9 protein-coding genes and 1 pseudogene are annotated in these 16,050 nt (G+C 45.7%); 8 read left to right on the forward strand and 2 right to left on the reverse strand.

All coding sequences use genetic code 11. The features are described 5' to 3' along the window. Positions 1 to 56: 56 nt before the first annotated feature. The 3 genes and pseudogenes from VM932_RS16785 to VM932_RS12075 all read left to right on the forward strand — a co-directional run. Positions 57 to 2,036: pseudogene (locus tag VM932_RS16785) on the forward strand (FG-GAP-like repeat-containing protein); the annotation flags it as partial. Then, positions 2,017 to 3,342 (forward strand): vanadium-dependent haloperoxidase, encoded by a 1,326-nt coding sequence (locus tag VM932_RS12070; protein ID WP_326279042.1) that lies wholly within the window; start codon positions 2,017 to 2,019, stop codon positions 3,340 to 3,342. The pseudogene VM932_RS16785 and the gene VM932_RS12070, both read left to right, overlap by 20 nt. A 44-nt stretch (positions 3,343 to 3,386) precedes the next feature. Next, positions 3,387 to 4,487, forward strand: coding sequence for an acyltransferase family protein (locus tag VM932_RS12075; protein WP_326279043.1), 1,101 nt, complete (start codon positions 3,387 to 3,389; stop codon positions 4,485 to 4,487). Positions 4,488 to 4,600: 113 nt separating this feature from the next. On the opposite strand, the gene VM932_RS12080 is transcribed toward VM932_RS12075, so the two are convergent. Next, positions 4,601 to 5,629 carry a LacI family DNA-binding transcriptional regulator gene (locus VM932_RS12080; protein ID WP_326279044.1) on the reverse strand — a complete coding sequence of 343 codons (1,029 nt, stop codon included), beginning with the start codon at positions 5,627 to 5,629 and terminating at the stop codon, positions 4,601 to 4,603. 134 nt (positions 5,630 to 5,763) lie between these two features. Here VM932_RS12080 and VM932_RS12085 point away from each other — a divergent pair, with 134 nt between their 5' ends. Next, entirely contained in the window at positions 5,764 to 6,792 is a 1,029-nt protein-coding gene (locus VM932_RS12085) for a mevalonate kinase family protein (protein ID WP_326279045.1), read from the forward strand. Between the two features lie 101 nt (positions 6,793 to 6,893). Continuing rightward, a complete protein-coding gene (locus tag VM932_RS12090; RefSeq protein WP_326279046.1) occupies positions 6,894 to 7,772 on the forward strand; it encodes a sugar phosphate nucleotidyltransferase in 879 nt (292 codons plus the stop codon). Positions 7,773 to 8,009: 237 nt separating this feature from the next. Here the strand turns inward: VM932_RS12090 and VM932_RS12095 are convergent, their stop codons facing one another. Next, a complete protein-coding gene (locus VM932_RS12095) occupies positions 8,010 to 8,417 on the reverse strand; it encodes a hypothetical protein (protein ID WP_326279047.1) in 408 nt (135 codons plus the stop codon). A 457-nt stretch (positions 8,418 to 8,874) separates the two neighbouring features. On the opposite strand from VM932_RS12095, the gene VM932_RS12100 reads away from it, so the two are divergent. The 3 genes from VM932_RS12100 to VM932_RS12110 all read left to right on the forward strand — a co-directional run bounded on the left by VM932_RS12100 (position 8,875) and on the right by VM932_RS12110 (position 15,765). Beyond that, on the forward strand, positions 8,875 to 9,018 hold the full coding sequence (locus VM932_RS12100; protein ID WP_326279048.1) for a hypothetical protein: 144 nt from the start codon (positions 8,875 to 8,877) through the stop codon (positions 9,016 to 9,018). Positions 9,019 to 9,060: 42 nt separating this feature from the next. Beyond that, a complete protein-coding gene (locus VM932_RS12105; RefSeq protein ID WP_326279049.1) occupies positions 9,061 to 9,462 on the forward strand; it encodes a response regulator in 402 nt (133 codons plus the stop codon). Positions 9,463 to 9,753: 291 nt separating this feature from the next. After that, on the forward strand, positions 9,754 to 15,765 hold the full coding sequence (locus VM932_RS12110) for a PAS domain S-box protein (RefSeq protein WP_326279050.1): 6,012 nt from the start codon (positions 9,754 to 9,756) through the stop codon (positions 15,763 to 15,765). Positions 15,766 to 16,050: the final 285 nt, after the last annotated feature.

The raw sequence follows: 16,050 nt of genomic DNA on the forward strand, positions 1-16,050 counted from the left end.
CGAGCCAATTTGATCGCTCGAATTTCTTACGGATTGAACTGCGTGGGGAAAAAGGCAATCTTGATGGTATTGGCTCAAGAATTGAAGTCACCATTGACGGGGCGACCCAACATTATGAACATTACCTGAGCAGAGGTTATGAGTCAGCCGTTGATCGTACCGTACATTTTGGCCTGGGCCAATCCGAGCGTATAGATACCCTTGAAATTATATGGCCCGATAATCGTCATCAAGTTCTTGTGGACATTCCCTCCAATCAGACCTTGAGGCTTGTGCAATCCGAGGCATCGGCAGGCTCAAGGAATTCCAATATGGGCAGCAGCCCACGATTGTTCAGGGATGTCACAGATTCCCTGGATGTTGATTTTAAGCATCAAGAGGATGCAACGGTGGATTTTAAAATGCAATCCATATTGCCGCATATGCATTCTAGAAATGGACCGGGTATAGCGGTAGGTGATGTTGACAATGATGGTTTGGACGATTTTTATGTTGGGGGAGCGGCGGGCTCCTCTGGCCAATTGTTTTTACAGGATTCCACGGGCGACTTCCAGGAAGGCAATTTGACCACTGAGCCCCAGTTTGAGGATATGGGGGCCCTTTTCTTTGATGCGGACGGGGACCAAGATCTGGATCTCTACGTGGTGAGCGGCGGGGTGTCGGTATCCAATGAAATCGAACTGTATCAAGACCGGATTTATATCAATGATGGCAGCGGCAATTTCTCCAGAGATATGGCATTGCCAAAAATCGAAACCAGCGGATCCGTGGTAACGGCCGCCGATTTTGACCATGACGGCGACCTTGATCTTTTCGTCGGGGGCAGGGTCTCCCCGGGCGCCTATCCCACTCCGGCCAAAAGTTACCTACTTGAAAATAGGTCCGATTCCAATTCGGGACGCATAAATTTCGTCGATAGGGGCCCCAAAGTGCCAGAATGGGGCAAACTTACCATGGTTACATCTGCCCTTTGGACGGATTTTGACAACGATGGTTGGCGAGACCTTATCGTTGTCGGTGAGTTCATGCCGATCACTATTTTTAAAAACAATGCGGGCGAATTGATATACATGGATCAAGGACAAACACAACTGCCTAACACGAATGGTTGGTGGAACAGCATTGCCGGAGGCGATTTTGATAGGGATGGGGACGTGGATTACCTTGTCGGTAATTTGGGGCTCAATAACCGTTACAACGTTTCCGGGAACACTCCGCTCTCCATCTATGCGAAGGATTTTGACAAGGATGGGAAAATGGACCCGATAATGAGCCAATATATCCATGGCAAGGAATATTTGGTACATTCAAGGGATGAGATCATTGGGCAGATTAATGCCATGCGGGCCCGTTTCAAGACCTACGAGTCCTACTCGGATGTTACTTTTGAGGAATCCTTCCTTCCCGAAGAAATAGACGGAAGCTACATTATACGGAGTACATGGTTCGAGAGCTCGCTTTTGGAAAACCTTGGTAATGGACAATTCTCGATAAGTGCTTTGCCCAAGATGTGCCAAATGGGCCCTATAAAGGGTATCGTCGTCGAGGATTTCGATGGGGATGGGGCTTTGGACGCATTGCTAACGGGCAATTCATATACCACGGAAGTGTCCATTGGAAGATATGACGCCATCAAAGGGATTTTCCTGAAAGGAAATGGCAAGGGCAGGTTCACGGCCATGACGCCGGAGACAAGCGGATTCCTGAATGATTGGGATACCAATGGACTATCCAAACTTGGCAAGGCCGATGGAACCATTTATGTGCTTGTGGCAAACAATGACAATGCCTTAAAAATCTTTGATCTCAGGGAGGACCAAAACCAAGCGGTTCGACTGGACATCCCCCAAGGTATCGAAAGCGCGGAGATCTTGCTCACCGATGGTTCAAGTTACAAAATGGAATTTTATCATGGTGAGGGGTACTTGTCGCAACATGGCAGGAGTATGTTGCTGAACAAGGGGATACAGGCCATTATATGGAAAGACAACAAGGGGAACAGCAAAAAGATAGTGTATGAAGAAGCATTTCAGTAGATTCTATGTATTACTTTTCATTGTATTAAGCTCGTGCCAACAAAAGCACGATAAACAGGCTTTGGACCTATATGTTGAAAAAGGTACAACGAAGCTCAACCATGGGCTCACCGATGTAATAGTTTCGGATATTTTTACCCCTCCCGTGGCCAGTCGCATATATGCATATGCCAATATTGCAGGATATGAGGCCATCCGATTCCAAAAGAAGTCGTTAAAATCACTTGCAGGTCAATTGAACGGTTTGGGGCCTTTACCGGTTCCGCTAGCCGACAAATCCTATTATTTCCCGTTGGCTTCAATGGTAGCCTTTACTGATGTGGCGCAAGAACTGGTATTCAACCGTGAAGGCATTCAAGAGCTTCAGGCCGGCATATTGGCCGAAATACAGGAAATAGGAATCGATAGTCAAACCTATCGGAATTCCGTGGCATTCGGAGAAGCCATCGCAGAGCGCATTTTGAAATGGGCCAAAGAGGATGGCTATAACAAAAGAACGGCATTGCCCAGATACAGTGTAACGGAAGACCATGGGCGTTGGCGTCCCACACCTCCGGGCTATATGGATGCCATTGAGCCCAATTGGAACACCTTAAGACCTTTCGTCCTTGATTCCGCCCAACAATTCGACCCTGGTCCCCCAACGGATTTCAGTGAGAAAGAGGGGACGATATTTTATGAGGAGGCCACAGAAGTGTACGCTACCGTCAAGGGACTGAATGAAGAGCAGGTGGCCATTGCCAAATTCTGGGATTGTAATCCAAATGTTTCGGTGACCCAGGGGCATGTGATGTATTTTAAACAAAAGATATCCCCTGGAGGGCATTGGATGCACATTGCTTGTCAGGCAACAGAGGATATGCAAGGCAGTACCTCGGAGAAACAAGGGGTCATGGCCTCTGTGAGCATTGCCTTGGCGGATGCGTTTATAAGTTGTTGGGATCAAAAGTACAAGAGCAACCTTATAAGACCTGAAACCTACATCAACGCCTATATAGACCCAGAGTGGGACCCAGTGCTGCAAACTCCGGCCTTTCCCGAGCATACATCGGGCCATAGCGTGGCCTCGGGTGCGGCCGCAACGGTATTGACGGAATTGATCGGCGGGCAGTATGCCTTTATCGATTCCACAGAGGTTCCTTATGGGCTTCCGAAAAGAAAATACCGATCCTTTATGCAAGCTGCCGAAGAAGCGGCCATTAGCAGGCTCTACGGCGGTATCCATTACCGTCCTGCCATTGAGAAAGGCTTGGTTCAAGGCAAACGCATAGGAGCGTTTGTCATGGAAAACATCAAACTGGAATGATCGAACATGGTCATTTCATAGTCATAATTTAACCTAACCAAAAAATGTCCGAAACACAATCTACTACCAATCGTTTATTCTCACTGGATGTATTCAGGGGGCTTACCATGTTTCTCCTCATTGCTGAAGCGGCCGGATTTCACCACAATTTTTATGAATTCTCCAAAGGCACGTTTTGGGAGCCCATAGCAATACAATTGCACCATCATCCGTGGCACGGTCTTCGTTTTTGGGATCTGATACAACCCTTTTTTATGTTTATCGTAGGTGTGGCGATGCCATTTTCATTGCGTAAACGATTGGCAACCAGAACCCGTTCCCAAGTGACCGGTCACATTGTAAAAAGATGCTTTTTATTGTTCACCTTTGGTGTTCTGCTGCACTGTGTCTACCGGCACGATTTGGTTTGGGAATTGTGGAATGTACTGGTACAGCTCGCTTTTACAATTCTTATCGCATATGCCATAATGGGTCTGCCCCATAAATACCAACTCCTTTTTTCTGTCGGCCTGCTGATCCTAACGGAGGTTTTGTACCGTAGCTATAATCCCCTCGACCCTTACAATAACGGTGAAAGTTTTGGTTCCTTCATGGATATGTTGCTGATGGGCAAAATTAATGACGGTGGCTGGGTAGCCATAAATTTCATACCTACAGCGGCCCATACCATCTGGGGGGTGATCTGTGGACAATTGTTGCTATCCGACAAAGGGGAAAATAAAAAGGTCAAAATTTTTATCGCCGGTGGGGCGATTCTTTTAGCCAGTGGTTATTTGTTGGACTTGACAGGTATCACCCCGATCATAAAAAGAATAGCCACGACTTCATTTACCTTGGTTTCCGGTGGCTATACCCTTTTGGCTTTGGCCCTTTTTTATTGGTATATAGATATGGGGAAAGGCCCAAGAAAAGCGTTAAAGATCTTTGCTGTTGTGGGCACCAACTCCATATTTATATACCTGTTCTCGGAAACCTTGGGCATACAGTGGTTCCGGGGATTTGGTTTGATCTTTACCGAAGGTATCTTTGGTGCCATCGGACTGTCCCATGATGCAGTTCTTGTGTTGAATGCACTTTTGGTGCTGTTTATCTTTTGGTATCTTACGTATTTTCTCAATAAGCATAAAATTTACTTTAAGGTATAATCAAGCCGGTCGTTTTGGGTATAGGTCGATGCTTGGGTCGACCTTGTAACGGGGGCCATTGCCAAGCGCCCGTTCTTTGATGCAAACCCTTCCCGTTATATGCAGGTTCGGCATTACAGGTAACACATCAAATTTTCAGAATTGATGATTTCGATGGGAAGGAACTCTTTTGTGGGCGTATGTTTTCCGAACAATAAAAGCTCTGCCAAATGCTTCAAAGACCGTGATGCCTGTAGCCGTGGTGCCTGATGGATAAGGAACTGGATTTTCCCCGATTCCAGATAGTCTATATTGCGGGGCAGTAGGTCGTACCCTATGACAAAGGCATTTTTGTCCATAACCTCAAGCATATGCGCCACTTTGTATGCTTTGGAATTGGTTACAAAGAATGCGTCTATGTCATAGGTTTCCTTAAAACTGGACAAGTCATCTCCCATGGCATCGGAGTCAAGGGTTTTTGTATATATGTTCGCCTTGATTTCAGTACCCTCAAAATAGGACCTGAACCCCTTTTCCTTTTGTTGCATATGGATGGCGTTGCCAAAGGCCTCGTCCATATGGATGATCCCTATGTTGGAATCCGCAGCAAGAAAACTGGAGATGAGCTTGGCCCCGACCCTGCCACTTCTGTGAAGATCTTGTCCGACATGATGATTTACATGTTTTTTTGGCAAACTGTTGAAGGTGGCGCTGCGTATGTTCCTGTTAAATAACTTTTTGAGCAATATATCGCTCTCCTGCTCAAACAACGGAACGAACAAAAAGGCATCCGGGAATCTGTCGATCAGGACCTGCCCCTCGTGAACCAAAGTATCGGGTGCCTCCGGATCAAAATATGCAACGGTGATGTCCAGGTCAAAGGCCTCATATTCCTTGATAACCGAAACGATTCCTTGCTGGCAGGGCAACCAATACAAATCTTTATTGGGGTCGGGTACCAGTACACAGATGGAATGGACTTTGTTGTTTTTCAAAGACCTGGCCATAGGGTTTGGCTTGTAGTTGAGTTCCTTCAAGGCAGCATTGACCCTTTGCAGGGCCTTATCAGAAACTTTTCCCCTTTGATGAAGGACCCTGTCCACGGTCCCGATGGATACCTCCGCTATGCTTGCAATATCCCTGATCCTTATTTTTTTGTTCATACCAAGCAAATATAAAGAAAGGTGTTCGTTTGCCTTTCATTATAAAGTGAAAAGTGTGTACGTACACACTAATTTTTATATCTTGCACTTTAATGGAAGATGACAGTACGTTTAAATAAATCATTGTCAATGCTATGGGATTGTTGAATACATCTATGGATACCACTGAGGAATCAGAGTCCATTCTCGTACAAGCACCAGGTCGTACCTGTTTGTTCGGAAATCATCAGGATTATTTGGGACTACCTGTAATAGCTTGCGACATACACAGGCATATTGTCCTTAGGGCCACCAAAAATTCGGCGGGAAAATTTCGTATCCATAAACCTGATATTGGGGAATATCGGGTCATAGACATAATGGATAAAATCGAGTATGTCGAAAAAGAGGACCATCTATTGGCTGCCATAAAAATATTGGCGACATATGGTTGTATTCCAAATTCCGGATATGATATTTGCATAAAGGGCAATATCACCATTAATGCGGGTACTTCCAGTTCTAGTGCGGTAGTGGTGGCCTGGATACGGTTCATGACCACGGCATTTGGCTGTGAACGGATAGTGACAAAGGAATTGATATCGCGTTTGGCCTATGAGGCCGAAGTGGCTTTCCATGGATCGTCAGGAGGTAAAATGGACCAATACAGTATCGCTCTGGGACATGTAATCTATCTGGAAACGTCGGGAACCGATTACCATGAAATATTTGAAACACGAATTCCCGGGCCCATTGTTGGCGAATCAGGAATACCCAAACAGACCACGGGGGTATTGTGGGAACTTAAGGAAAAGGCTTTGCTGGCCATTGCAAAGGTCAGGGAAAGGTTGCCGACTTTCGATATTCGACAGGTGTCCGGGCAAGAGTTTCCCAAATACGCCGAATATATACCGGATGATTTAAAAATATGTTTCGAAGCGGCCGTTCTCAATCACGACATAACCCAAAGGGCTCTATTGGAATTTCGAAAACCCTCTTTGGAATTGGAAACGATCGGTAAATTGATGAATGAACACTATCATGTGTTGAAAGAATACTTAAAGATTACCTTGCCGTTGATAGACGATATGGTGCATGCCGCCTTGAGAGCAGGTGCTCTGGGGGGCAAGATCGTCGGGTACGGCCGTGGAGGGAGCATAGTGGCATTGGCACTACCAGATTAGCAACAAGATGTGATCGACGCCATCAAGCGGGCTAAGGCAAGGGACGCCTATGGGGTAAATGTTGATCCAGAAGTTATCGTTAACCAACCAAATTTGTAAAAATGGACGCAATTTCAAGTTTAGTGATTTTAGCTGGGGGGGCATCTTCCAGAATGAAAAAGCAGGCATCCAAAGGGGAGGGCCTTAGTCAAGAAGACATCAAACAGGCCAACGAACGTAGTAAAGGGCTCATTGGAGTGGGCCAGGAAGGCCGACCTTTACTGGATTACCTGTTGTACAATGCCAAGCTGGCCGGTTATGCCAAGATATATATGGTCATTGGAGAAAATGGCCAGCTCTTCAAGGAGTTTTATGGGGGAACCGATAGCGGAGGCTCGTTCCATGGACTACAAATACGTTTTGTTGTCCAACATATACCCAAAGATAGGATAAAACCTTTGGGAACAGCCGATGCGCTGTATCAGGCCACCCAACAATACCCAGAACTCAAATCGGAAAGGTATACTGTTTGCAACAGTGATAATTTATATTCGGAAAAGGCTTTAAGGGCCCTACGGGAGACTGGTTCCCCCAATGCGTTGATAGCCTATGACAGGGAGGCCATGGAGTTTTCAGAGGAACGTATTTCAGGTTTTGCACTGCTCAAGTTGGATGATCTTGGGTACGTTAGGGACATTCTGGAAAAGCCACGACCGGAACAGGTGGATTCCTATAGGGATAAATCGGGCAAACTACGGGTGAGTATGAACGCCTTTACCTTCGATGGTGCCACCATGCAGCCATTTCTGCAGGATTGTCCCATACATCCTGAGCGCGGCGAAAAGGAACTGCCCACGGCATTTTTAAATATGTTGCGCAACTATCCAGGATCAGCTGTTGGTATACCGCTCTCTGAACACGTTCCGGATCTTACGGCCAAAGACGATATTGTGAACGTGAAGATTTATCTAAAGGAACATTATCCAGATCTTACTTGGTAATGACGAGCATTAAATCCGGCAATGGATTCTGTGGATGTGCAATCTAATTTAACGGAACATCCTTGGTGATTTTATCGATATGGTGACCGAAGAGTTCGGCCATTATGGATTGGAAGGGGCATCGATGGTGGAGCAGCCCTTGGAACCCGACCCGAGACAAGAGGGGAAAACCCCGGCCAAGCTTGCCTGATCGGGGTTGTGCACTGTAATTTTATGTGGATCATGGCCGGTGGCCCACTATAGCCTTACCCGTATGGAACCGTTGGGGAGCACAAGCTCGGCATCCACGGTCAACGGGGCACGGGTCCTTGTGGAATAATAGACCCCGTCCCGGTAATAATGGCCGTCATTGTGGTAAAAACCATGGTCACAGTGATGACACTCGTTAAGGTGCTCCAGTTCACGCTTCCTCAGTTCCCTGTAATATTCCCTTTGATCCTTGGCAAGTTCACGATGGTATTCCTGCTCGTTCTTTCGCATTTCCCTAAGGTACTCGGCCTTTCTTTTGTCCTGTTCCTTTTGCCATTTCCTTTCTTGCTTCTGCATTTTTTTATGGGCTTTCCAATCTTCTTTGCCCCGATGCTGTGCCAAGGCATCTCCAGAAATGAAAAGCAGGGACACTATAAACAATATATACGTTTTCATAAGCTTTCATTTTGGGTTCATATTAGAGGTTTCAAAAGCTGTGCCAAACTCTAGGTTCGTCCAAACGTATTTTTGGGGCGTCCTTCCTTTGCAATCCCTTCTTGGGGCCTTGCTCTGGAAGACCTTAGATCCGTTCGGGCGCCCATCAAATTTTATGGGTCCCCAATAAAAGAACCAAACAGCCCCCTTAAAATTTAGGAAGCAAGTATCAAGGAAATCAAAGGGGAAATTATTACCCCCCTGCCTTTGACCAAAAAAAGAGGTTTTGCCCCAACGGCACCCTTGTGCAAGATTGTCAATGCGATATGATACAAGTTGGAGATGGCCCTACAATGGAAGTACCTGACCAAGGCCAAAAGGTACAGAGCTGGCCATGGGTCTGCTACCATTATCGCAAATGCTGCCGTTCCGCACATTTCTGGATTGTCGGACCACCATTTTAAAAAGGTAGAGGGAGATGTTCGATCTCTCCGGTGTCGATCTTCACGGTGGCCACACAACTGCCATCAGGGGAGCCGGGAGCGTGGAATATCCGGTTGGGGAGAAGCGGATTCTTTTTTTTGCATTGTTGAATGGATTTTCAGGTACTTTCTTTTTGTAATCTATTTTCATTCCTTAAATTTCCCTTAAAAAAAAGTTAAGAATGAGGGTTCTGCTCGTAGAGGACAATATCGCGGACATTATTATTGTCCAAGAAGCATTTGAGGAATTGGGAAGTGGTTATCAATTGGATTTTGTAAAGGAAGGTAGCAGTGTATTGGATAGGGTCAAAGATTCTGTGGGAACTAAGACTTCGAAGCGGTATGAACTGATTTTGCTGGATATTAATATTCCTGCCCCAAATGGCCGTGAAATCCTTAAGCAGCTTAAGGGGGACAGTATCCATGCTTCCATTCCAGTAGTCATATTGACCACGAGTAACGATGAAAGGGATATTGACTTTGCCTACCGGCATCAGGTGAATGCATTTGTGACCAAGCCTTCGGAAATAGACGATTTTTTGGAAACGATCAAGAAAGTCGTTCACTTTTGGAACTATTGCTAACGGTAATGATAATAGGAAATCTTTTGTTGACCTACCCGACTTAAGATTAATGCTCGGTCGAGGTGGAAGCATAGGATGGCTTACAATGCCACTGGTTAAAAACCTTTAACCTTGGCACTGAATTATTTTGGTCGATGAGGGATATGCAAACATGTTCCAGAGCAACAGGTTTGTTGCTCGGGTCAAAGGCCATCGGACCATTGGGCCGGAAAAAAACAAGACCCGGTACTGTTCACATTTGTGCTCGGGCACGTTTGTTTATAGTATGTAATGGTCAATTAATAAAAAATCATGGGCTCAGAGAAAAACCTCAGTAATCTATTTTATTTAAATCCCCTGCCAAGTTGGATTTATGATCGCAAAACATTTCAGATTTTGGAGGTCAACCAAGCCGCTATGGATCATTATGGGTACACTCAAAAGGAGTTTATGGGGCTTACCCTAAAGGAACTCCAGCCCAAACAAGAAATTCCCCATCTGCTTGAAGCAAATGAGCGTATTGGCCAATCTGAAGGAAATTTCTATTTCGGGATCTTCACCCACCAAAAAAAATCCGGGGAATTGGTGCGAATGGAAATCAATGGACATATCCTCGACTTTGATGATAAGCCCTGTATTTTGGTGGTTTGTCATGATATTACAGAGAAAGAAAATCAGTTAATAAGGTTGCAGGAGTCCGAAGCCAGGCTCAAAACGGCATCTTCCATAGCCAAATTGGGCTACTGGAGTCTGGATATGGAGGATGGGACACTTTCTTGGTCAGATGAGGTATATGTCATATGGGGCGTGAACAAGGAAACATTCGAACTAACGTACCAGAACTTTTTCAATAGCATACACCCGGACGATCAGGAAGTTTTTGAGGAAGAGCAGCGTATTTCATCTTCAGGAGAAAGGCCCCATGATTTTGTCCATCGTATCATTTGTCCGGACAAAAGTGTTCGTTGGGTACATGAATTGGGTAGGTTGATAAAGGATGAGCAGGGTAATCCGATTGTTTTTGAGGGAACGGTACAGGATATTACGACTATCAAAGAACATGAGCAGCAGCATAAACTACTTGAAAGTGTAGTGACCAATACCAATGATGCAGTTTTGATTACCGAAGCGGAACCTTTTGATGAGCCTGGCCCTAGAATCCTATATGTCAATGAAGCTTTTACCAAGTTGACCGGGTACGGGGCAGAAGAGGTTATTGGGAAAACACCTCGAATCCTGCAAGGCCCCAAAACAGATAGGGAAGAACTTGGGAAGTTGGGCAGATCACTGAGAAATTGGGAATCTTGTGAAGCCACCATGATCAACTACAAAAAGAATGGGGAGGAGTTTTGGATACACCTATCCATTACCCCGGTGGCCAATGAGAAAGGGTGGTATACCCATTGGATAGCCATTGAACGAGATGTCACGACCCAAAAAAACAAAGCGTTGGAGCAAGAACTCATTGCGGAGGTTTCCAGAAGCTTCAATACAACGCCCGATATCCCAGCTACCGTAAATAGGCTATGTAGCTCAATCAAACAATTTGGTGATTTCCTCTTTGTCGAACTATGGGCACTGAACCTTGAAAACAGTCTTTTAAGACAGCTTGGACATCAAACCAAGGACGATTCCGTGGAAGGGTTCTACAAAGGGACCCCAACCAGGGATACCCTTAAGAAGGGGGAGGGATTGCCCGGTATGGTCTGGGCGGGCGAGAAGCGAATTCTTTGGTCCGGGCGGGAAGTGGATCGGCATTTTGTCCGACAAGCCGCTGCCAAGACCATAGGGTTAAAATCGATATTGGGCCTTCCTTTGATGCATGGCAATACAGTTGTAGGTGTTCTGGTCATCGGGAGTCAACTGGAACGGACGAGTTTAAGGAGGTATGTGGAGATACTTGACCATCTAAAGGCCCAATTGGGTTCTGAGCTTTACCGAAAGCAACTGGAGAGCGATCTGGGCCAAATGCTGGATACCTTGCCGGATATTGTCTGTATTACCGATTTGGAAGGTAGATTTCTCAAAATCAACAAAGCGTTTTGTGAACTTACAGGGTATGAAGAGGAAGAGATACTCAATGTTTCCTACCATAGATTTGTCCACCCTGACGATGTTGCGGCTTCCAACGCCGATTTGGAAAGTCTTACCAAAGGTCATCGTACCTTAGGGTTTGAGAATCGCTACATTACCAAATCAGGTGATGTTTTATGGCTGAGTTGGACCAGCAGGGCTTCGGTAAGGGAACAGATTGTTTATGCAACGGCCAAGAACATTACCGAACAGAAGAAACTCCGTGAGCTCAACCAAATGGCTGGTAAATTGGCCAAAATTGGGGGATGGGAGGTGGACCTGATAAATGGGGAGGTATATTGGTCGGAGATTGTACATCGATTGCATGAAACCGATCCCGAAAGCTTTCGGCCGGATTTGGAAACAGCAATCGATTTTTATCATCCCGAATATAGGGGCATGGTCAAGGATTATGTAGATCGATCTATACGCACCGGTGAGGGATTTGATTTTGAGGCCATATTGATCACGACCAAGCAAAAGGAACGATGGGTAAGGGTCATCGGAAATGTAAATATGGGCAATGGCAGGGCCGTCTTAATGTATGGTAGCTTTCAAGATATCCATGAACGCAAGATTGCGGAGCAGCGTTTGCAGTCCATAACCGATGATTTGCCGGGAGTTGCATTTCAGTACGTCATCCGACCTGACGGCACGGACTCCATGCAGAGTGTAAGCAGGGCATCAAGTCGCATCTGGAAACTCAAGCCATCCGAGTGCGAGGCCGACAATGAACTGGTTTGGGAACAGATCAAAAAGGGAGGTGATTGGGAAGAGGTGAATAATTCGATTGCCCAGTCCATTGAAACCGGTGAAAAGTGGAACTTCAGATGGAGAAATGTACTTCCATCCGGGGAGCTACGTTGGCATGAAGGTTTTGGTACCCCCAATGCCATGGCGGACGGTTCAGTGGTCTTTAACAGTTTGATTTTTGATATCACCGAAGAGAAAAGGGCGACCTTACTCTATGAGGAAACTGCCCAGCTGGCGCGTATGGGCAGTTGGGAAGTAAATCTTTCCGATAAAAAAGTGTTCTTTTCAAAGATTACCAGGGAAATACATGAAATGGACAAGGCGGTTCAGCTCGAATTGGATCAGGCGATCGATTTCTACCATCAAGATCATCGCGACTTTGTCAAAAATGAGATAGCAAGGGGAATAGCATCCGATAATCCTTGGGAAATCGAGGCGCCCATAATTACCCTTAAAGGGAACGAGCGATGGATAAAGGCGATAGGTCAAGTGGAAAAAGTCGAAGGTGTCCCCATCAGGATATATGGCAGTATCCAAGATATTCACAAGCGCAAATTGACGGAGCTTCGCCTGCAATCCATTACCAATGATCTGCCGGGGGTTGTCTTCCAATACCACTTGTATCCGGACGGCAGTGATCGATTGCTATCGGTTTCGGAGAGCGCCCATGATATTTGGCATATTTCCCCTGGGCACTGTGAACAGAATATCGACCTTGTATGGGATCAGATAAGGAATGGCGGGGATTTTGATACTGTGGTCAAGGACATCAATGAATCCATTGCAGGAAAATCCAAGTGGCACAGTGTATGGCGCAATATTTTGCCCAATGGGGAGCAACGATGGCACGAAGGATATGGGACCCCGAGTTTTTTGCCCGATGGGACAGTTGTGTTCAATTCCATGGTTTTCGATGTGACCGAAAAGCGAAAGGCCGTCAACCTATACAATGAGGCCTCCAACTTGGCCAAGATCGGCAGTTGGGAATTGGTCCTTGATCAAGGGGGCACCGATGAAATGTTTTGGTCCCCCATGCTTAGGGAGATCCTAGAGGTCGATGAGGATTACAACCCCAGTTTGACCGGTGGTTTTGAGTTCTATGAAGAAAATAGCAAAATGCAAATCCAAGAGGCAGTGTCCAATTTGATCGAGACAGGGGAAGTCTTTGATTTAGAACTGCAGGTCAAGACCGCCCAAAACCATGTAAAATGGGTGCGCTGTATAGGAAAGGCCGAGTTTGTCAATGGCCGCTGCGAGCGCATATTTGGAAGCTATCAGGACATCGATGAAAGAAAGACCGCAGAGATACAGTTGAAAACCATGACCGATAATATGCCTGGCGTTGTATTTCAATATTTACGTTTGGGCGAAGGTATGGACCGTATTTTGTACATAAGTGAGGGAAGTCGCCGGATATGGGGGATGACTCCAGATGAATGTCGCGAACATCCTGAGAAAATATGGTCTCAGATTGCGGCGGGGGGAGACATGGATAAAGTAGTTGAGTCCATCGATGAATCCGCAAAAAACCTTTCCACCTGGAACGCTAGTTGGTGGAACCAATCCCCTCAAGGCGATAGACGCTATTATCAAGGCATTGGTACGCCCCAGGAATTGCCGGATGGAGCCATCCTTTGGAATTCCCTGATTTTGGACATTACCGATCAAAAAATATTTGAACAAAATTATCTTCGCGAACAAGCAGAACGTGTGGAAGTGCTGGAAAGTATTTCTGACGCTTTCTATGCCCTTGATGAACATTGGAATTTTCGATACTACAACAAACAAGCTGAACTTCTACTGGAAAAGTCGAGTCGGGAAGTGCTCGGAAAGAATATTTGGAAGGTATTTTCACCGGCCAAAAACACCGAATTGGAAACAGTCTATAAAAGGGTGTCACGGTCCGGTAAACCGGAGAGTTTTGAATACCTATATCCCGGAGATAACTGCTGGTATGAGATCAATGTCTATTCAGGCAACAATGGGATTTCCGCCTACTTTAAAAATATTGATGAGCGCCGAAAGGCCAAGAGGGAACTTGAAAAGGCCTACTTGGAGAAAGAAACGATCTTGGAAAGTATCGGAGATGCCTTTTTCTCGGTAGATACGGACTGGGTTGTAAAATATTGGAACAAGGAAGCCGAGAAGGTACTGGGCAAAAAACGCGAGGAAATCATTGGGAAAAATCTATGGGAAGAATATGATGACGCCATTGATTCGGACTTTTACAGTCAATACCATAAAGCCAAAGATACCGGGAAATCGGTAAGTTTTGAAGAGTATTACCCAGCCTTGGACAGTTGGTTCGAGGTATCGGCCTATCCATCGGAGGATGGAATATCCGTTTATTTTAAGGATGTCACACTTCGCAAAAAGGCGGATATTCGATTGAAACGTGCAAATGAACGATTTGAAAAGGTGGCCCAAGCGACCAATGATGCCATTTGGGATTTCGATATCAAGGAAAACACCCTTTTTTGGGGCGACGGTTTTGAAAAACTGTTTGGCTATGAAGTGGAAAAAATCACGCCCACCTTGAAATCCTGGACGGACCACATCCACCCTGATGACAAGGAGCGGGTCCTGGAAAGCCTTGACGATGCCTTAAAAAGCCAGCAGTCGACCTGGACAGGGGAGTACCGATATCAAAAAAGCAATGGCGATTTTGCCTTTGTGGTCGACCGTGGCATTGTCATCCGAAATGTAAAGGGGGATCCTATCCGAATGGTAGGTGCCATAACGGATATTACCGAACGTAAAGAAAACGAGCAGCAACTATTTGAACTAAACCGTTCTTTGGAAAATTATACCAAGGAATTGGAACGTTCCAACGAAGAACTTGAACAATTTGCCTTTGTGACTTCGCATGACCTGCAGGAACCCCTGCGCATGGTTTCCAGTTTTATGGATCAGCTAAAACGAAAATATGGCGATCAGTTGGATGAGAAGGCGCATCAATATATTCATTATGCCATTGACGGTGCAAAGCGTATGAAAAGGATCATTTTGGATCTTTTGGAGTATTCGAGGGCCAACTCCCCATCCTCAGAAAAGGAGGCTGTGGATTTGAACCTGCTTATGGAGGATTATGGACATTTACGCCGAAAGACACTTAACGAGACTTCCGCGGTAATCACCTTTGAACAACTGCCAATCGTTACGGCGAACCCATCCAGCCTTACTCAGATTCTATATAACCTTTTGGACAATGCGATCAAGTATGTTGAGGAGGGCCGTCGTCCCGAAATCTCACTAACGGTCCGAGATCGGACAGAACATTGGGAATTTTGTGTTGACGATAACGGCATAGGGATCAAGCCCCAGTTCTTCAATAAAATATTTTTGATTTTCCAAAGGCTTCACAACGATGAAGCCTACGAGGGAACAGGTATGGGGTTGTCAATCGTGAAAAAACAAGTGGAGCATTTAGGGGGCGAGATTTGGTTGGAGTCGGAACCGGGAAAAGGTTCCACATTCTATTTTACCATTCCCAAATAGTGCGATGAACCGTTGTTGTCCCGGATAGAATAAATACCATTTCTGGATTTGGATGTAACTTGTTTTATAAGATATTCGCGGTGATATGGGCATTTCAGGTATAAGGATGTGTATCCCCGAATAATTTGGCCCACCCCTGATTTGATTGAATTTGTCAGATTGGGATCAGGCCCCTGACATTTCCACGGGGGCGGATATAAAGGGGGTATGCAAGGAGGCGGAAAGTTTGTTGGGCATTGGGGTTCTGAAAAAAATGTATTGGCCATAACAAATCAATTTCTAAAG

This window comes from Flagellimonas halotolerans (assembly GCF_035818535.1).
Taxonomy (GTDB): domain Bacteria; phylum Bacteroidota; class Bacteroidia; order Flavobacteriales; family Flavobacteriaceae; genus Flagellimonas; species Flagellimonas halotolerans.

Excerpts from the sequence above, each read along its gene's own strand:
- VM932_RS12110 (WP_326279050.1), top strand. The coding sequence starts at position 9,754 with ATGGGCTCAGAGAAAAACCTCAGTAATCTATTTTATTTAAATCCCCTG.
- VM932_RS12095 (WP_326279047.1), bottom strand. The coding sequence starts at position 8,417 with ATGAAAACGTATATATTGTTTATAGTGTCCCTGCTTTTCATTTCTGGA.
- VM932_RS12070 (WP_326279042.1), top strand. The coding sequence starts at position 2,017 with ATGAAGAAGCATTTCAGTAGATTCTATGTATTACTTTTCATTGTATTA.
- VM932_RS12090 (WP_326279046.1), top strand. The coding sequence starts at position 6,894 with ATGGACGCAATTTCAAGTTTAGTGATTTTAGCTGGGGGGGCATCTTCC.
- VM932_RS12100 (WP_326279048.1), top strand. The coding sequence starts at position 8,875 with ATGTTCGATCTCTCCGGTGTCGATCTTCACGGTGGCCACACAACTGCC.
- VM932_RS12085 (WP_326279045.1), top strand. The coding sequence starts at position 5,764 with ATGGGATTGTTGAATACATCTATGGATACCACTGAGGAATCAGAGTCC.
- VM932_RS12075 (WP_326279043.1), top strand. The coding sequence starts at position 3,387 with ATGTCCGAAACACAATCTACTACCAATCGTTTATTCTCACTGGATGTA.
- VM932_RS12105 (WP_326279049.1), top strand. The coding sequence starts at position 9,061 with ATGAGGGTTCTGCTCGTAGAGGACAATATCGCGGACATTATTATTGTC.
- VM932_RS12080 (WP_326279044.1), bottom strand. The coding sequence starts at position 5,629 with ATGAACAAAAAAATAAGGATCAGGGATATTGCAAGCATAGCGGAGGTA.